This window comes from Neobacillus drentensis (genome assembly GCF_021560175.1).
In the GTDB taxonomy this organism is placed as follows: domain Bacteria; phylum Bacillota; class Bacilli; order Bacillales; family Cytobacillaceae; genus Neobacillus; species Neobacillus drentensis_A.
Map to the genome: position 1 here is coordinate 3579220 of NZ_CP091110.1, position 16565 is coordinate 3595784.

Genomic DNA, 16565 nt, shown 5'->3' on the forward strand with positions numbered 1-16565 from the left:
ATTACGATTTCTACTTAAGTGGATGGTCTAATTTTGTGTAAATTGGATGGTTAATTTTCCATCCAGTTACGTTATGATTAAATTATTAAAATTTGAGCACAATTAAATCTTTATCAGTTTACGAGGTGTATTATGAATATAATGTTTGGTTTAGTTACGTTGATTTTAATTATTGCAGTTATAGCAACACTGCTGTTAACTGGGAAGTCTGACGAAAATTACAGTAGTTCAACAAAAAGAAACACCATAAATTTATCTTTAATCTATATTGTCATTATTTTTCTAGCCATAATTTCCTTAGGGATTTACATTTGGTTAACCTAATATATAACCAATATAGTAAGATGTTAAACGGAGATGATGAATATGATATGGACGATTATTTCAATAATCCTTCTTAGTTTAGTTAAAATATTAGTTACCTGTCTTCCAACCGGTACTGTAAATTGGTTAATCAGGAAGTTTGAAACACACTCAAAACTCAATGAAGAGAATATCTGCTTAACGATCGATGGAAAACCTCTTGAAGGTGACAACAAAACCAAAGTGATTAATGATTTTAACGAAGCAATCTTTTTAAAGAAACACTATATTTTCCCAGGAACAGAGGAATTATTTTTAAATCCTGATACCAGTGAGCCTCCACTTGTCATTGATACCAAAAGAGGCAAAAAAGAGATTAAGTTGTTTTTGTACCGATATCATGATCACATTGATGTAGTGAAACAGGACAAGAAGAAAATAATCGCCTATAGTCTTCTATCTGATAACCTTCAGAAATTTTCATTTTAATAAAACAACTAATTTCCAGTAGTCCTTTTCAGAAAAAGACCAATAATGCACGATGGCTCAGTTCAAAAAACTGGGCCTTTTTTATACCTCAATTTTTTTAGGACTTTTCTCGGATAAGTCCAATATGATATCAACTTCCTTGGTATGGTACACTAGGAGATACAAAGTATGAGCTAACATAAGAGGTGGCAAAAGTGAAAACAATTGTAGTAATCGGTGGCGGAATTACAGGATTAGCTGCCATGTATGAATTACAAAACTGGAAAAAGTCGAATAAAACAGATGTGAGGCTGGTTTTAGCAGAAGCGGGAGAGCAGCTTGGCGGGAAAATCAAAACCATAAACCAAAGTGGATATATTATGGAAACAGGAGCGGATTCCATTGTGGCACGTAAAATGGAGACAATGACTCTGATTGAAGAACTTGGTTTAGAAAAAGAAGTTGTCTATAATGCGACAGGCCGTTCCTATATTTATACGGATGAAGAATTGAAGCTCATTCCGGAGGATGCTGTTTTTGGCATTCCTGCAAGTATTGAATCGTTGGCTAACAGCACGCTCATTTCTGCAGAAGGAAAAGTGGCGGCACTTAAAGACTTTTATACAAAAAATGATACCTTTACTAAAAACGACTCGATCGGTTCCTTTCTTGAGTATTTCCTAGGTACCGAAATAGTGGAAAAACAGATATCCCCTGTCCTTTCAGGTGTATACTCGGGAAATCTCAGTGACTTGACACTCGCATCTACCCTTCCGTATTTGATTGATTACAAGGGACAATATGGAAGCATTATCAAAGGTCTCGAAGCTAATAAACAGAAATTTAAGGGCGGGGAAAGAAAATTTATTTCTTTTCAAAACGGCTTAAGTTCACTGATTGACGCGTTTGAAAAACAGCTTGAAGACGTGGAAGTTTTAAAAAAGACAAAAATCAATAAAATTGAAAAAGATCATTCCCTTTATCAAGTGCATCTTAACAATCAAGAAATCATCGCAGCCGATTACGTTGTGTTAAGTATTCCAAATACAGCTGCTGAGGACTTAATTGATGATCCGGAACTAAAATCAGCGTATTCAAATTTCAAAAACAGTTCACTTATTAGTGTGTATGTTGGCTTTGACGTGCCTGACAGCACTCTTCCTGCCGACGGAACAGGGTTTATCACCGCAAATTCAGATGAATTGTCATGCAACGCCTGTACATGGACGAGCCGGAAATGGGAGCATACCTCAACATCCGGCAACCTGCTTGTCAGACTCTTTTATAAAAGCAGCCATCCTTCATTTGCTTCTTTAGAAAAAATGGATAAAAAAGAGCTGCTGGAAATTGCGCTCGATGATATTTATAAAAGTCTAAAGCTTCACGCCGAGCCTGTTGCAAGTGTTGTCACCAAGTGGTCTGATCAGATGCCAAACTATTTAATTAGTCATCCTAAAAGTGTAGCGGCACTTGAAAGCAAACTGGCAGCCGACTACCCAGGAATTATCCTTGCCGGATGTTCCTATTATGGAGTGGGCATCCCCGATTGCATCCAAAACGGATTCGATTCAGCTAAGAAGATTATTAAAATGTTTTGATTTAAAAGGAGTCTGCCCAAACGGTGGATGATGAATAATTTTTGCACACTTTGTTGATTGGAGCGGAAGGCACGAAGACTCCTGCTGGAGTACGGGGCAGGGGAGACCCCGCAGGAGCGAAGCGACGAGGAGGCTCCCCGTACCGCCGGCGGAAAGCGAAGTGCCTGGAGTGGAAATCAACAGACTAGTTTAATGTATAAAAAAAGAAGGTGCCCCTAAAAATTTTACTTTTGGGACACCTACCTTTCCTATTTTGAAATTTCATTTAGTGCGTCAGCAAACCTTTTGATTCCTTTATGAATATTCTCTTCATTTTCTCTAGAATAAGTAAAACGGACAAATCCTTTTCCAGATCCCATTGTCGAACCTGGCACAAAAATAACTCCTCGCTTAATCGACTCTTCTAGCAATTGAGTTTCATTCAGTTCTTTTTTTATCTTGCACCATATATGAATACCGCCATTAGGAATCGTAAAATCAACTTCTCCTTTTAAAAAGGACTGCAGACTGACCACTATTTGATCTCTCCTGCTTTCTAACTTTTTAACCAGAGTCTTGATATGAGCTGTAAAATCCCTTGAATCTAAAAAGTCATTAGCAACCCATTGGCTGTAACTGGCGTGTCCAAAATCTACTTGCTGCTTCGCATCAGATAATCTCTCGATGACGGCTCTTGGTCCGATAATCCAGCCAATCCTTAATCCCGAAGCCACAATTTTTGTTAAGGAACTAATATATAATACATTGCCATTACGATCCAATGATTTAAGAGTCTTCATCTGTTCACCGCTATAAGAGGTTAAACTGTACGGATCATCTTCTACGATTGGAATCCCATACTCAGATGATAGTTCAAGCACCCTTTTCCGCTTGTCAAAGTCCAATAAAGTACCAGTGGGATTTTGAAAAATGGGACTCAAAAAAATCATTTTAATTCGATGTTTTTTGTATAAAGCGGTGATTTCCTCAGGGTCTATCCCGTCCTTATCCACTTTTAAGAAATATGTTTTGACTCCTGCTGATTTAAATACCGGCAGATTATAATGGTAGGAAGGATCTTCAATGGCGACAGCATCCCCAGGTTTTAACAAGCATTGAATGACGAGATGCAAGGCTTGCTGTGCCCCTGATGTAACTAAAATCGAAGCTGGGTCCGTTTCGATTCCACGAAACTGTTTAACATGATTAGATAATGTTTCCCGGAGTATGGCATTCCCCTGTGGATGGTCATATCCAAGTGAACCAATAAAAGAACGATTAGATGTTATATCGCTAAGAGCCTTCATTGGAAATAAATCCTGCGACAATTCACCGCTGGCCAAATTGATGAGTTTGTGCTCAGCCATTTCTTTATGTATTCTTTGTGTTACAGGCAGGTTAGGCAAAAACGAACCGGCCTCAATATATCTGTTCCAACTTGGAATCCGTTTCTTGGTAATTCCCCAGATATCTTTACTGATAGTAGTTCCGCTTCCCCTACTTCGATTAATCAGCCCATTTGATTCCAACTCGTCATAGGCTGCAATAACTGTGCTCCTGTTTATTCCAAGCTCTTTAGCCAATCCTCTTTCCGAAGGCAAAGGTTTATCAGCTGGAAAAGTTCCATCCGCAATTCCATTCTCAATGGAGACAGCAAGTTGTTTATAAATGGGTGTTTTTGATTTTCGATCAGGTGTCCAATCCATTTGTCAGATCCTTTGAAAAAATTAATTTGTCTTTCTGTTATTCTATAGTATCCATCTTATTATGGATTAAGTTACCTATACAATAAAAAAGCTTTGCTCCTGACCTTTGTGTTGTCGAATACTTAGTAAAAAAAAACAGGTTCAAAAAGGTTTGAACCTGCTCTTTTGGCTTTATTCCGATTTTGGACCTTTAAAGAAGCGCATCATTCGATCCTTATGTGGAAAAAGATCTAACTCCTTTGCCTGATCTGCATGGTTTGTCATAATTTCAGTGAAAAGCTCGTCCGCTGATTTATTTTTTGTGTCTATTCCTAGCTTCTCAGCTGCTTGAAAGATCTTTTTATCGCGAACTTCATGGGCTATTTGATGAAAATCCTTATTGGCCGTTGAAATGCCTAATTCTTTTGCTTGTTTTTTTATTTGAGTTTCACGAACTTCTCGGGCTACATTACGGAGGTCCTTTCCCTCCGTCGAAATTCCCAGCTCTTTCGCTTCTTTTTTTATTTGGGTTTCATGAATTTCTCGGGCTACCTCACGAAGGTCTTTTCCCTCTGTTGAAATCCCCAACCTTTTTGCCTCATTTTTAATGCTAGTTTCAAATACCTCTTTCGCTAGTGAATCAATCTCTTTCCCTTTTGTACTGATTCCAAGTTCCTCAGCCCTCTTTTTAATTATAACTTCCCTTACTTCTTTTGCGATGGTCTCTGTATCTTTTCCATCAGTTTTTATTCCAAGTGATTCAGCCTGCTTTTTAATAAACTCCGGATTAGGTCTGAAGTGGCCATGACCATGACCTTGGACCTGTTCGGATTGATTTTGATCACTTGGCTGTGTATCTGCAAAAACCTGGATTGGCCCCAAAAGTCCAATCATTAAAGGAATAGCAAAAAAATAATTCATCGGCATCTTTCTCATCTTATAACTTCCTCCTAAAAAAATGGTTTAAAGTTTTACAGATGGTAGGATGCCCATGAATTATTACCAAATTATGAACAAATTGTTAAATTAATAGGCAAAATGTGATACATCACTTGAAGCCTTTTAGTTGTTTTTCCTATAAAAGAGAAATAATGATTAATGGTATAAATGGCTGGGATCAAACAACTTTTAATTTTGTTATTAGAAAACAATCGTCTTATTTTGATGAACGATAATTCGGTCCTCGACATGCCATTTTACGGCTCGAGCTAATACACTTCGTTCAATTCTCCGGCCAATCTTCTTAAGACTATCCACATTATCATGATGTCCGACACGGCTAATATCCTGTTCGATAATCGGTCCTTCATCAAGGTCATTCGTTACATAATGGGAAGTCGCACCGATTAATTTTACCCCGCGGTCAAATGCCCTTTCGTACGGTCTAGCACCCACAAATGCCGGTAAAAACGAATGGTGAATATTAATAATTTTATGGGGATTTTCCTTAATAAAATTAGGCGTTAAGATCTGCATATAGCGAGCCAGAACAACGAAATCAATCCCATATTCTTTTAAAAGCTTAAGCTGTTCTTCCTCTGCTTGCTGACGAATATCCTTATTCGCTGGAATATAATGAAACGGGATATTAAATCCTTCGACAACCTCTCTTGCATTTTCATGGTTACTTATGACGAGGGCAATATCAGCCATTAAATCTCCACTTTGCCATTCCCATAATAATTCAAGTAAGCAATGAAGTTCCTTCGATACAAAAATAGCTGCCTTTTTAATATTGTAAGCATGCGTAAATTTCCATTCCATTGAGAAATGTTCAGCAATATCAACGAACTGTTCTTCCATTTCCTGAGCTTTTTCCTTTAGCCCTGGGCACTCAAACTCAATTCGGATAAAAAAGGTGCCCCCTTCTGGATTGGTAGAATACTGACTAGATTCGATAATATTGGCGTTATGGGAAAATAAAAACTTTGAAACCGCCGAAACAATCCCTGGTTGGTCTGGGCAGCTTACTAATAGCCTTCCACGGTTCTTATTCTGCTCTTGAAATAATTCAATTTGATTTTTAATAAATGCATTCATGTCGTAAACCTCTCTATCATTGTTTGATACATTATACCTAAAAAAAACTTAATAGTTAATAATTAATTGAAAATTCTTTACTAAAATAACAATTTAGCTGGTTCCTCCTTTTAAAATGATCAAACAATGGGATGGATGGACTTAATGTCCCCATCCTTTCTAACTCGTTTGTTTTTTCGATTACGCCACTCAATAAATAAAAGATTTATCCCAATCCCTAAATAGACTGCCAGCGGAAAGGCCAGCGATCTCTCTAGAAAGATCAAAAGGGGAATCATCACTACTCGAAAGGTAACAAAAACCCAGGTTATCGCATAACTACGGAGAATCCATTCCTTATGGGCCGGTATTTTTCGTTGGGCAGCTTTTAGCACACCCATTGATGTCGTCCACAGCCAAAAAAGGTCAAGAATTAGAAAAGCAATCGTTGACCCCTTACCCCCAGTTGCAGATAGCGTGAGATAAGGAACCATTAGAATATTGATAAAAATAGCCACTGCATATACTTTACCAAGCAGTTTATGAAGATGTCTTATTTTCTGACTTAACTTCGTTAATTGAAACGGGCCAATTGCCAGCGAGATGGTCCCTAATAAGATATGAGGATAGAAAAACCATTTCCAAGTCGACACCGAGAAATTTTGGTCTTCCATCTTCCCTTTGACCATTGGAGAATGCTCAACCCCATTAAAGAGAAACATCCAAAAAATATAAATTATAAACAAACCAATGACACCATACATGGCTCCTATTGTAAACCTTCGATTTTTCATGTTAATATCCCCCCATTATTTTTTCATAACATTTATACGGTGCTGACCGGAATGGAAAGTGGATCGTTCCTCGCTCTTGATATCCTGACCGTTCGTACATTTTCACTGCTCCAACATTTACACTAAAGACGTCAAGACGGATACTGGTATTTTCATTTAAACGGGCAAATTCTTCAGCAAATTGAAGAAGTTTCTTTCCATATCCCTTGCCTTGGTATAAAGGATGAACGGCTAAACGGTGGATAACCAAAGGGTTTCCCTCCCTATCTTCCCAGTAAAGGTTACGATACTTTTTGCTTTGGTTCGTATCGACCACAACCGCGCCGACTAATATATTGTCTTCCAAAATGCCATAGAGATTTCCTTCTTTTAAGTCCGATTTAACAATAAAACGATTGGGGTAATATCGGTCCCACTGATCAATTCCCTTTTGCCTTAAATCAGAGGAAATCTCCCTATAAAATTGAAGGACAGTCTTTAACTTGTTGCACCCAATTTCTTGAATTTCCATAATAGATTCCTCCAACGCTTTCACAAACCGACCGTCGGTTTGCGAGGAGTTATAAATCCCCCTCTTAGGGGATTACGTAAGGCTTTTACTGATTACTTGAAAGATATCACTCATGTCCACTAGATCCTTTTCATCTGAAGATAAAATTTGGGTGACCCGAATACCATAAGAAAAGGTCATCATCAAGGTAGACATTTTTTCTGCATCAATACTCACAGGAATCACGCCATTCTCCTGTCCCATTTTGATCCATCTGGTTCCCGTTTCTTTCGTATAGTTAAAAATATCCTGAAGTATTTTTTTGACCTTCTCATTATCTTGACTTAATAAATAGATAAAAATTAAGTTGCCAGTATCATGGGCATTTTTTCGCGATTGAAAAAACTGACTAACCATATTAAAGCTTCCGAAGTCTGATGATGGTTGTTGCTTAATGGATTGAGCAATGCCCTGATGAAAAGTTTCATTCATTTCTTCAATCTTGGATTTTAAGATAAGACCAAATAATTCATCCTTACTCTCGACATAGTGATAAATGGCCCCTTTTGATAATCCAGATTTTTCAATAATATCCTTTAAGGTCGTACTTCGGCAGCCCTTTTCAAGAATGATTTCTTCGGTGATCGCCAAGATGTGTTGAAAGCTTTGATTGTTGTAAAACGTTGAATTCGACATATAACTACCTTCTTTACTATTCTAGGAGTATTTTGGTTAGATGTGTGTCAACTTATCTAACCGTACTTTAGCATAACGGCGATATACAACTGTAAATAAAATAGCTGCACCAATGACACTATAAAAAATAAGTTGTGAGATGGCTAAAAAAGCGGTAATAGAAAGTTCATAGACAAGAATTGTCTTAACAATGGCCTCGCCTAATAAAGCAATTCCCCAAATAGCTGTCATGATTCGCAGTACTGTGCGAAAATAGGGGACTTCCCAGTTCTTCTCAAATTTCCCTTTTTGATGAGAAGCTTCTTCTGAAGTAAATTTAAGGGCAAAGTGATAAATTAATGGTTTGGAAAAGAACAAGGATGCAATAAAAATGAGACCTAATAAACCAGTGACCAATGATTCTCTTAATAAAATAAGCCGCTCGTTTCCACCTAATATAAAGGCAAGTAAACTTAAGATAAAGCCGATTAGCATAAATAGGCCAAAGGCATCCGCTTTTTTATATTTCACGATATGGTATAGATTATCCCCCAGTGGAATCAATGTCGCAATTAGTAAAGAGACAAAGCTTGAATAGTGGTCTGAAAGCATTTGATAAACAATGACTGGTATGGCTCCATTGATGATCAGGCTAACCGCGATCATTTGGATTAATTTCCTTTTGGACGAAATATTCATGATCCAAACTCCCCTTTTGAAATTCCATATTTTACAATTTAAATTTTACAAACCGCTGGTCGGTTTGTCAATGGATTTTTAAACTATTTTTTAAAGATTCCATAAAAATGAATCCTCATTGGGAAGGTGACTGAACATACCAGTCACCTTCTAATGATTACTTCTTGTAAAAAAAACCTCAGACTATGAGGTTTACTTTACTTCGAGCATTCGTTCTGCACCAGCAACCAAATCTCTGATCAGTTGCTCGGCTGAAATCCCATTTTGTAATAATCTTGTCCCCTGCCCCGCCCATAATGACATATATTGCGAATTATTTTGGATAGCGGCTTCCCTTCGAATGTCATTCGTCAATGTATTTTGAGTTGGAAAGTCAGCTGGAGCAATATTAGCATTCTGATAATCCTGAATAAAAGCATTCTTAATCCCTCTTGCCGGACGGCCTGAAAAAACTTTCGTAATCTCCGTGCTTTCTTCCGTACTATTGATCAGCGCCTGTTTATATACAGGATGTGCTCCCGATTCGAGCGTCGTTAAGAAGGCCGTTCCCATTTGAATCCCTTGTGCCCCTAACGCTAATGCAGCAACTAGACCGCGGCTATCCATAATTCCTCCAGCAGCCACCACTGGCAAAGATACGGCGTCCACTACCTGTGGAACAAGCGAGAAGGTTCCGATAACGGCACCATTCGTGTTTTGTTCAATCTCAAATGTTCCCCGATGGCCACCCGCATCACTACCTTGGGCAATTAGAATATCCGCTCCCTCTTTTTCTGCCAAGAGCGCCTCCCGAACAGTCGTCACCATGGTCGTTACCAGCATTCCGATGTTCTTGACTGCAGCCATTTTCTCACGAGGAAGGATCCCAAAAGCCGTAGAAATGACGGGTACTTTTTCTGTCACTAGAACATCAAATTGGTCTTCAAAGAAGTTATTCGTTATGACTCTTTTTTCCAATTCCTTTAAATCTAATTTTACACGCATGGCATTTAGTACTTTTTGAGACTCTTCTACTCCAGCATATTGGTCTTGCCAGTCTGTACAAAACAAGTTTACAGCAAACGGCTTAGAGGTTTGCTCCTTAATCCTCCGGATAGCAGCTCTTATTTCTTCTGGTTTCATATAGGCTGCTCCCAAAGTCCCTAATCCGCCAGCGTTTGAGACACTAGCAACAAGCTCAACTGTCGTAGGCCCCCCAGCCATGCCTGCTTGAATAATAGGATAATCAATTCCAAGTATTTCGCATAGTTTCGTGTTAAGACGCATTTCCTTCTTCCTTCCCCTTTGTCTATATATTGTAATAATAAATCTTTTGAAAACAGTCTATTTGATTTATTTGTCCTGCAGCGATATAATACTAGTATTAATAGGTTACTTTTTGTTCCCTTGTTCCTTTTTGTTATAAAAAAATATTAGAAAAGAGGTAATTATTGTGAACTTAATAGATTCTAAAGTGATTCAAACAGAATTAGAAAAAGAAATATTTATCGATCAAAGTTCAAACATTGAACTTACCAATTTTCGATATCCTGATAAGAATTTCCCCTTCTATGAAGTGATAATTAGCATCGATATGCTGCGGATAAGAAATAATGAATATTATGGAACTAAAAATGAGGTATTTGGTATTAGAATGTCAGAGGATCAACAATCTATCTTTATCTTTGAGACTGACAATCAAAATATCTTCGCCTTAAAGAACGAAAGGGAAAGGCTAGCAGCAATCGAATTAATTGAATATATATTAACAAAATCAACGCAATTTAATCAATTAGTAACCACTAGGATCAATCATTTGAAACAGGCAAACGTGATTTCTACAATCGAAATAAAAGAGACAAAAGGAACGCTGGAATTATTAGAGCGATTATTAACGATTCAATCTGAAGATATCACATTTCCTAGTCAAAAAAGAATTACAGCTTGAGTTCCTATTAAATACTTAAATACTATTGGGAAAAGCTTCAATTGAAGAACTGCTTTTCCCTATTTTTCTATTCATGTTCGACTCAATTCGGATATTTCCTTTCCCTTTTCCTCATCGTTTCCTTACAATTTTGACGAATTAGTTACAAATTCATAAATTTGAGGTTTTTTCTATATAAAATTTACTAATTTAGCTTTTTAAGAAATTAATATATGGTTACAATAAGTATATTAGAGACAAATAATATCTAAATTATAAATAAGAAAGTATGTGATTTGATGGAAGAGGAGGCAAAACTTTGTCCAGAGGTTGAAAGATCTTTTGGGCTAATAGGAAAAAGATGGACAGGATTAATTATATTTGTATTGCTTAGCGGCCCTAAGCGTTTTAGCGAAATAAATGCCCTTATTCCAGACTTAAGTAAACGTGTCCTGACCGAGAGAATGAAGGAGTTAGAAGAGCATGGAATCGTCCTGCGCCATGTTTTGCCTGACCGTCCGGTAAGAACGGAATACTTATTAACAAAAAAAGGAACCGAACTAGGAAAAATACTAGGACCTATTAGTCAGTGGGCAAATAGCTGGATGAAGGATAAATAACACTACTTGATTTTTAAGCGTTAATAATTATTAGAACAAACGACCATCCTTATTATGACACGATAAGGATGGTCGTTTCGTTTTTATTTAGATATGCGTTTAAGACAATGAAATCACGTCTGCTGATTCTACCTATTAAAGGGCACTTTTCCAATCGGCAGCAAACTTTTCAATTCCTTGATCCGTTAATGGGTGTTTAGATAATTGCTCAATTACTTTAAAAGGAATGGTAGCAATATGTGCACCAGCAAGTGCTACACGAGTGACATGGTCTGGATGACGGACAGATGCCGCAATGATTTGTGAATCTAATTTTTGTACACGGAACAACTCAGCAATCTTAGCAACAAGTTGTACACCATCTTCACTAATATCGTCTAACCGGCCCAAGAATGGAGAAACATAAGTTGCCCCAGCACGAGCTGCTAATAAAGCTTGGTTCACTGTAAAAATAAGGGTAACGTTAGTTTTTACACCTTTCTTTGTTAGGTAACGGCATGCCTCTAATCCATCTAAAGTCATCGGAAGTTTAATGGTGATATTTTTATCCCCGTTATTAATTTTGATTAACTCGTTGGCTTCAGCGATCATTTGATCCGCTGTTAAAGCGTTTGGAGTTACTTCTGCAGAAACAGACTCAACTTCAGGAACCGCATTTAAAATTTCTGCAATACGGTCTTCAAATTTTACTCCTTCTTTTGCAACCAAGGAAGGATTAGTCGTAACACCAGATAAAACCCCGATTTTATAAGCCTTTTTGATATCCTCTAAATTAGCAGTGTCAATAAAAAATTTCATGATGTTTGTTCCTCCTATTATTTAATCTATTCTATTGTCTCGCTTTTTCGACAGCATGTCCACCAAATTCATTCCTTAATGCAGCAACAACTTTTCCTGTAAAAGTATCATTCTCTAAAGAACGATAACGCATCATTAACGACAAGGCGATAACAGGTGTAGCGGTTTGAAGATCAAGGGCAGTTTCAACTGTCCATTTTCCTTCACCTGAGGAATGCATAATCCCTTTAATTTCTTCCAAATTCGGATATTTTGAAAAGGCATTTTCAGTTAATTCCATTAGCCAAGAACGGATTACAGAACCGTTATTCCAAACTCTGGCTACTTTTTCATAGTCATAATTAAAATCACTTTTCTCAAGAACTTCAAACCCTTCACCAATCGCAGCCATCATGGCATACTCAATTCCATTATGGACCATCTTTAAAAAGTGGCCGCTGCCGGCTTTGCCAGCGTATAAATAACCATTTTCAACAGCTGTATCTTTAAAAATAGGTTCAACGATTTCCCATGCCTCCGGATCTCCGCCAACCATATAGCATGCACCATGGCGTGCACCTTCCATACCGCCAGATGTACCAGCATCCATATAATGAACCCCGAGTTCCTTCAATTCATTATAACGTTGAATCGATTCTTTATAATGAGAATTACCTGCTTCAATGACGATATCCCCTTCGTTTAAAAACGGATGAATTTCTCCAATCACGGAATCCACAACGCTATGTGGAACCATAATCCAAACAATTCTTGGCTGCTCAAGGGATTGAACTAGTTCTTTTAAGCTTGATACGCCTGCCGCTCCGAATTTTTTCATTTCTTCGACAGTACTCGAATTGACATCGAATGCAACCACTTCATGATTGTGTTCCAATAAATTTTGTCCTAGGTTGAAACCCATTTTTCCTAATCCGACTAATCCTAATTTCATGATCCATTACCCCATTTTTTACTTATTTAAAACATTTTTCGCGATGTGAACGACATTTTCGGTCGTAAATCCAAAATGTTTCATTACGGATGTACCTTCTCCGGAAGCACCAAATGACTCAATCGATAGCACTTCTCCTGCAAAACCAACATAGCGTTCCCATCCTAATCGGATACCCATTTCGATCGCCACCCTTTTGGTGACAGAAGACGGAAGAACTTTCTCTTTATATTCAGTCGATTGCTTATTAAACAATTCCCAGCTTGGCATTGCGACGACCCGAACAGAAATATCTTCCTTTTCTAGTTCGTTCTTTGCATTGACAGCCAATGAGACTTCAGAACCTGTTGCCATTAAGATCACATTTGGATTCGAATTGGTTTCTGTTAATACATAGGCACCCTTAGAAACTTCATCTAAATTCGCTTTCGTTTCACTAAATACGGGTAAGTTTTGGCGGCTTAGGATTAAAGCGACTGGTCCTTCTGTTTGTTGAAGTGCATAGGCCCAAGCACTAGCTGTTTCATTGGCGTCTGTTGGTCTGATAACCGTTAGACCTGGGATAGCACGAAGAGCAGCCAACTGTTCTACTGGCTCGTGTGTTGGACCATCTTCCCCAACTGCGATGGAATCATGAGTAAACACATACGTAACTGGAAGCTTGGATAAAGCAGCCAAGCGGATAGAAGGACGCAAATAATCATTGAAAACAAAGAAAGTGCTAACGAACGGCTTTAACCCGCCGTGATAAGCCATCCCGTTCGCCGCTGCACCCATCGCATGCTCACGAACACCAAAATAAACATTGCGGGCCGCGTACGATTCGACAGCAAATATTTGCTCCCCTTTTATCTCCGTCATAGTGGAGTGAGAAAGGTCTGCGCTGCCTCCAAAAATGGCTGGCACTGATTTGACAAAATGGTTTATGGCATCCCCGCTGGCAACACGAGTTGATACCGCTTTGCTACTATCAAACGTTAAAATATCATTGGCCTCGATGAGAACTTTTCCGGAAATCGCATTCGCTAACTGTTCTGCTAATTCTGGATTTTCTTTTTGATAAGATTCAAATAATTGGTTCCAGCTTTGTTCTGTCTCGATTCCCTTACCTTTTAATTGTTCAAAATGAGCTCTTACTTCATCTGGAACATAGAAATCTTCTTCATAAAGCCAGTTATAGGCTTGTTTGGTTACTTTTCCTTCATCAACTCCAAGCGGTGCACCATGGGCTTTATTGGTACCTGCTACCTTCGGACTTCCGTAACCAATGATCGTTCTGATTTCTATCAAACTTGGCTGTTCCGTAATTTCTTTTGCCGATTGGATCGCTTTTGTAATCGCTTCAATATCGTTGCCATCTTCCACTCTTAGATAGTGCCAATGGGCAGATTCTGCTCTTTTCTTGACATCTTCAGAGAAGGAAACATTTAATTCACCATCAAGGGAGATATCGTTCGAATCATATAATACGACTAGCTTCCCTAGTTTCATATGTCCTGCCATTGACATCGCTTCGTAAGAAACACCTTCCATAAGATCGCCATCACCAACTAAAGCATAGGTATAGTGGTCAATCACAGGAAATCCTTCTTTATTAAACTTAGCAGCTAAATGTGCTTCTGCCATCGCCATCCCAACTGAATTAGCAATTCCTTGTCCTAATGGACCAGTTGTCGCCTCTACTCCAGGGGTATGGCCGAATTCGGGATGACCCGGGGTTTTGCTATTTAATTTTCGGAAGCCTTTCAGATCATCCATCGAGACTTGATAGCCGAATACATGAAGCAAGCTGTATAATAAGCTTGAACCATGTCCTGCAGATAAAACGAAGCGATCACGGTTAAACCAGTTAGGATTTTCCGGATTGTGATTCAAATGGTTTGCCCATAATGCATAAGCCATCGGTGCTGCCCCCATCGGGAGACCGGGATGACCAGAGTTTGCCGCGTTGACCGCGTCGATCGATAAAGTTCGAATCGTTGTTACTGCTAAATTCTCGATGTTTTGTGCCACGTCAATTTCCTCCTAGACTATTTTATTTCTGAAGTACGGCCTCTTTGTCTTCTTGAATCGTTTCATCCAGCCACCATTTAAAGCCATCTTCAGCTAACAAGGTGTCAGCGGCATCAGGGCCATACGAACCGGACAGATATTCATGAAGAGGCAATTGATTTTCCGCAAATGCATTCAAGATTGGCTGTACCCATTCCCACGATAATTCAACCTCTTTCCAATGAGCAAAAAAGGTAGAATCACCAATAAAGGCATCATAGATCAATCTTTCATACGCCTCCGGCACACCTGAACCATTGCGTTCTGAATCTTCACAAGAAAAATTAATTCTAACTGGTTCCATTTTCCCGTTATTCAAATGGTTTTTACTGTTCAACTGTAAGGTAACATTTTCATTAGGGCTGATTTCAATAATTAATAAATTAGGCTCTACTTTTTGATCATTTTGGCTATAGAGAAGTTTTAACGTATTTTTAAATTCAATAACGATCCGAGTGGATTTTTCCTTCATTCGCTTTCCTGTCCGTATATAGAACGGCACTCCACTCCAATATGGATTATCAATCCATAAACGTGCGGCCACAAATGTATCGGTCTGTGAAGAAGGATTTACTCCTGGTTCCTCACGATAACCCGCAACTGATTTACCATCCATCTCTCCAGAAGCGTATTGTCCTCGAACTATTTCGTGTTGAGCCTCTTCTTTACTTACCGGACGAACAGCTTCCATTACCTTCCGTTTTTCATTTCGAATTTCGGCAGCGTTAATCTTGTAAGGCAAGTTCATGGCGGTCATCATTAGCATTTGCAGCATATGATTTTGTACCATGTCGCGAATGGCTCCTGCTTGATCGTAATAACCTGCTCTTTGTTCGACACCAACCATCTCACTCGCAGTAATTTGTACATTGGCAATATGATCTTTATTCCAAATAGATTGGAGAACTGGGTTTGCAAACTCAAGCGCTTCGAGGTTTTGCACCATTGGTTTTCCTAGATAATGGTCAATTCGATAAATCTCTTCTTCATCAAAGGCACTGCTCAATTTTTCATTAAGTTCCCGTGCCGATTGAAGGTCATGTCCAAAGGGTTTCTCGATGATTAATCGTTTCCAGCCTTTCGTTGCGCCTAGCCCGATGCTATTAATATTAAGGGCAATGGTATCAAAAAATTCTGGCGCTACCGATAGATAAAACATGCGATTTTCTGCTAATTGCAAATCTTCTTCTCGTTCCTTAACCAGCTTAAGCAATTTCTGATAATCCGCTGATTTACCTACATCCAACGTACTGAATCGAAACGCCTCAAGAAATTCTCCCAATTGACTGGCATCATGCTCTAAGCGGCGTGAAAACTCGATCACTGATTCCTTTACCTTTTCTTGAAAATCAAACTGAGTTAAATTCCCTCTGCCAAGTCCAATAATTGAAATGGGTTGTGGCAGCTTACCATCTATATATAAATTATAAAGAGCGGGGTATATTTTTCTCTTTGCTAAATCCCCTGTAGCTCCAAATAATACAAACGTCATTGATTCCATGCTTGTTTCTCCTCATAATTGAAAAATTATATCTATTGATCGTATTA

The 16565-nt window shown here is 38.5% G+C and carries 16 protein-coding genes; 4 read left to right on the plus strand and 12 right to left on the minus strand.

Features of this window, described 5'->3' with window-relative positions:
- Positions 1 to 366 precede the first annotated feature (366 nt).
- Complete coding sequence (locus tag L1999_RS16850; RefSeq protein ID WP_235739605.1) at positions 367 to 792, plus strand: YfmQ family protein; 426 nt, start codon at positions 367 to 369, stop codon at positions 790 to 792.
- A 194-nt stretch (positions 793 to 986) separates the two neighbouring features.
- Entirely contained in the window at positions 987 to 2369 is a 1383-nt protein-coding gene (gene hemG, locus L1999_RS16855; RefSeq protein ID WP_235739606.1) for a protoporphyrinogen oxidase, read from the plus strand.
- A gap of 248 nt (positions 2370 to 2617) precedes the next feature.
- Here the strand turns inward: hemG and L1999_RS16860 are convergent, their stop codons facing one another.
- From L1999_RS16860 to L1999_RS16895, 8 genes are all read right to left on the minus strand, one after another.
- Complete coding sequence (locus L1999_RS16860; RefSeq protein ID WP_235739607.1) at positions 2618 to 4054, minus strand: MocR-like pyridoxine biosynthesis transcription factor PdxR; 1437 nt, start codon at positions 4052 to 4054, stop codon at positions 2618 to 2620.
- A gap of 171 nt (positions 4055 to 4225) precedes the next feature.
- Positions 4226 to 4969, minus strand: a complete 744-nt coding sequence (locus L1999_RS16865) for a hypothetical protein (RefSeq protein WP_235739608.1) — start codon at positions 4967 to 4969, stop codon at positions 4226 to 4228.
- 204 nt (positions 4970 to 5173) lie between these two features.
- Positions 5174 to 6073 carry a formyltetrahydrofolate deformylase gene (gene purU, locus L1999_RS16870; protein WP_235739609.1) on the minus strand — a complete coding sequence of 300 codons (900 nt, stop codon included), beginning with the start codon at positions 6071 to 6073 and terminating at the stop codon, positions 5174 to 5176.
- Between the two features lie 119 nt (positions 6074 to 6192).
- On the minus strand, positions 6193 to 6846 hold the full coding sequence (locus L1999_RS16875) for a DUF2306 domain-containing protein (protein WP_235739610.1): 654 nt from the start codon (positions 6844 to 6846) through the stop codon (positions 6193 to 6195).
- A gap of 1 nt (position 6847) precedes the next feature.
- Positions 6848 to 7357: a GNAT family N-acetyltransferase gene (locus L1999_RS16880; RefSeq protein WP_235739611.1), complete on the minus strand. Its 510-nt coding sequence runs from the start codon at positions 7355 to 7357 to the stop codon at positions 6848 to 6850.
- Positions 7358 to 7429: 72 nt separating this feature from the next.
- Positions 7430 to 8032, minus strand: coding sequence for a TetR/AcrR family transcriptional regulator (locus L1999_RS16885; protein WP_235739612.1), 603 nt, complete (start codon positions 8030 to 8032; stop codon positions 7430 to 7432).
- A gap of 36 nt (positions 8033 to 8068) precedes the next feature.
- Positions 8069 to 8710, minus strand: a complete 642-nt coding sequence (locus tag L1999_RS16890; protein ID WP_235739613.1) for a VC0807 family protein — start codon at positions 8708 to 8710, stop codon at positions 8069 to 8071.
- A gap of 192 nt (positions 8711 to 8902) precedes the next feature.
- Positions 8903 to 10006 (minus strand): NAD(P)H-dependent flavin oxidoreductase, encoded by a 1104-nt coding sequence (locus L1999_RS16895; RefSeq protein WP_345790903.1) that lies wholly within the window; start codon positions 10004 to 10006, stop codon positions 8903 to 8905.
- Positions 10007 to 10142: 136 nt separating this feature from the next.
- Here L1999_RS16895 and L1999_RS16900 point away from each other — a divergent pair, with 136 nt between their 5' ends.
- Both L1999_RS16900 and L1999_RS16905 read left to right on the plus strand, forming a co-directional pair.
- On the plus strand, positions 10143 to 10637 hold the full coding sequence (locus L1999_RS16900; protein WP_235739615.1) for a hypothetical protein: 495 nt from the start codon (positions 10143 to 10145) through the stop codon (positions 10635 to 10637).
- Between the two features lie 278 nt (positions 10638 to 10915).
- The gene (locus tag L1999_RS16905) at positions 10916 to 11236 is read left to right on the plus strand and encodes a winged helix-turn-helix transcriptional regulator (protein WP_215042283.1); all 321 of its coding nucleotides are present in this window, start codon (positions 10916 to 10918) and stop codon (positions 11234 to 11236) included.
- A gap of 135 nt (positions 11237 to 11371) precedes the next feature.
- Here the strand turns inward: L1999_RS16905 and fsa are convergent, their stop codons facing one another.
- Genes fsa through zwf form a run of 4 tightly spaced genes read right to left on the minus strand, consistent with a single transcriptional unit; the run spans position 11372 to position 16518 of the window.
- Positions 11372 to 12034 carry a fructose-6-phosphate aldolase gene (fsa, locus tag L1999_RS16910; RefSeq protein ID WP_235739616.1) on the minus strand — a complete coding sequence of 221 codons (663 nt, stop codon included), beginning with the start codon at positions 12032 to 12034 and terminating at the stop codon, positions 11372 to 11374.
- 31 nt (positions 12035 to 12065) lie between these two features.
- Positions 12066 to 12965, minus strand: coding sequence for a phosphogluconate dehydrogenase (NAD(+)-dependent, decarboxylating) (gnd, locus tag L1999_RS16915; RefSeq protein ID WP_235739617.1), 900 nt, complete (start codon positions 12963 to 12965; stop codon positions 12066 to 12068).
- A gap of 18 nt (positions 12966 to 12983) precedes the next feature.
- On the minus strand, positions 12984 to 14978 hold the full coding sequence (gene tkt / locus L1999_RS16920) for a transketolase (protein ID WP_235739618.1): 1995 nt from the start codon (positions 14976 to 14978) through the stop codon (positions 12984 to 12986).
- A gap of 22 nt (positions 14979 to 15000) precedes the next feature.
- On the minus strand, positions 15001 to 16518 hold the full coding sequence (gene zwf, locus L1999_RS16925) for a glucose-6-phosphate dehydrogenase (protein WP_235739619.1): 1518 nt from the start codon (positions 16516 to 16518) through the stop codon (positions 15001 to 15003).
- Positions 16519 to 16565 lie beyond the last annotated feature (47 nt).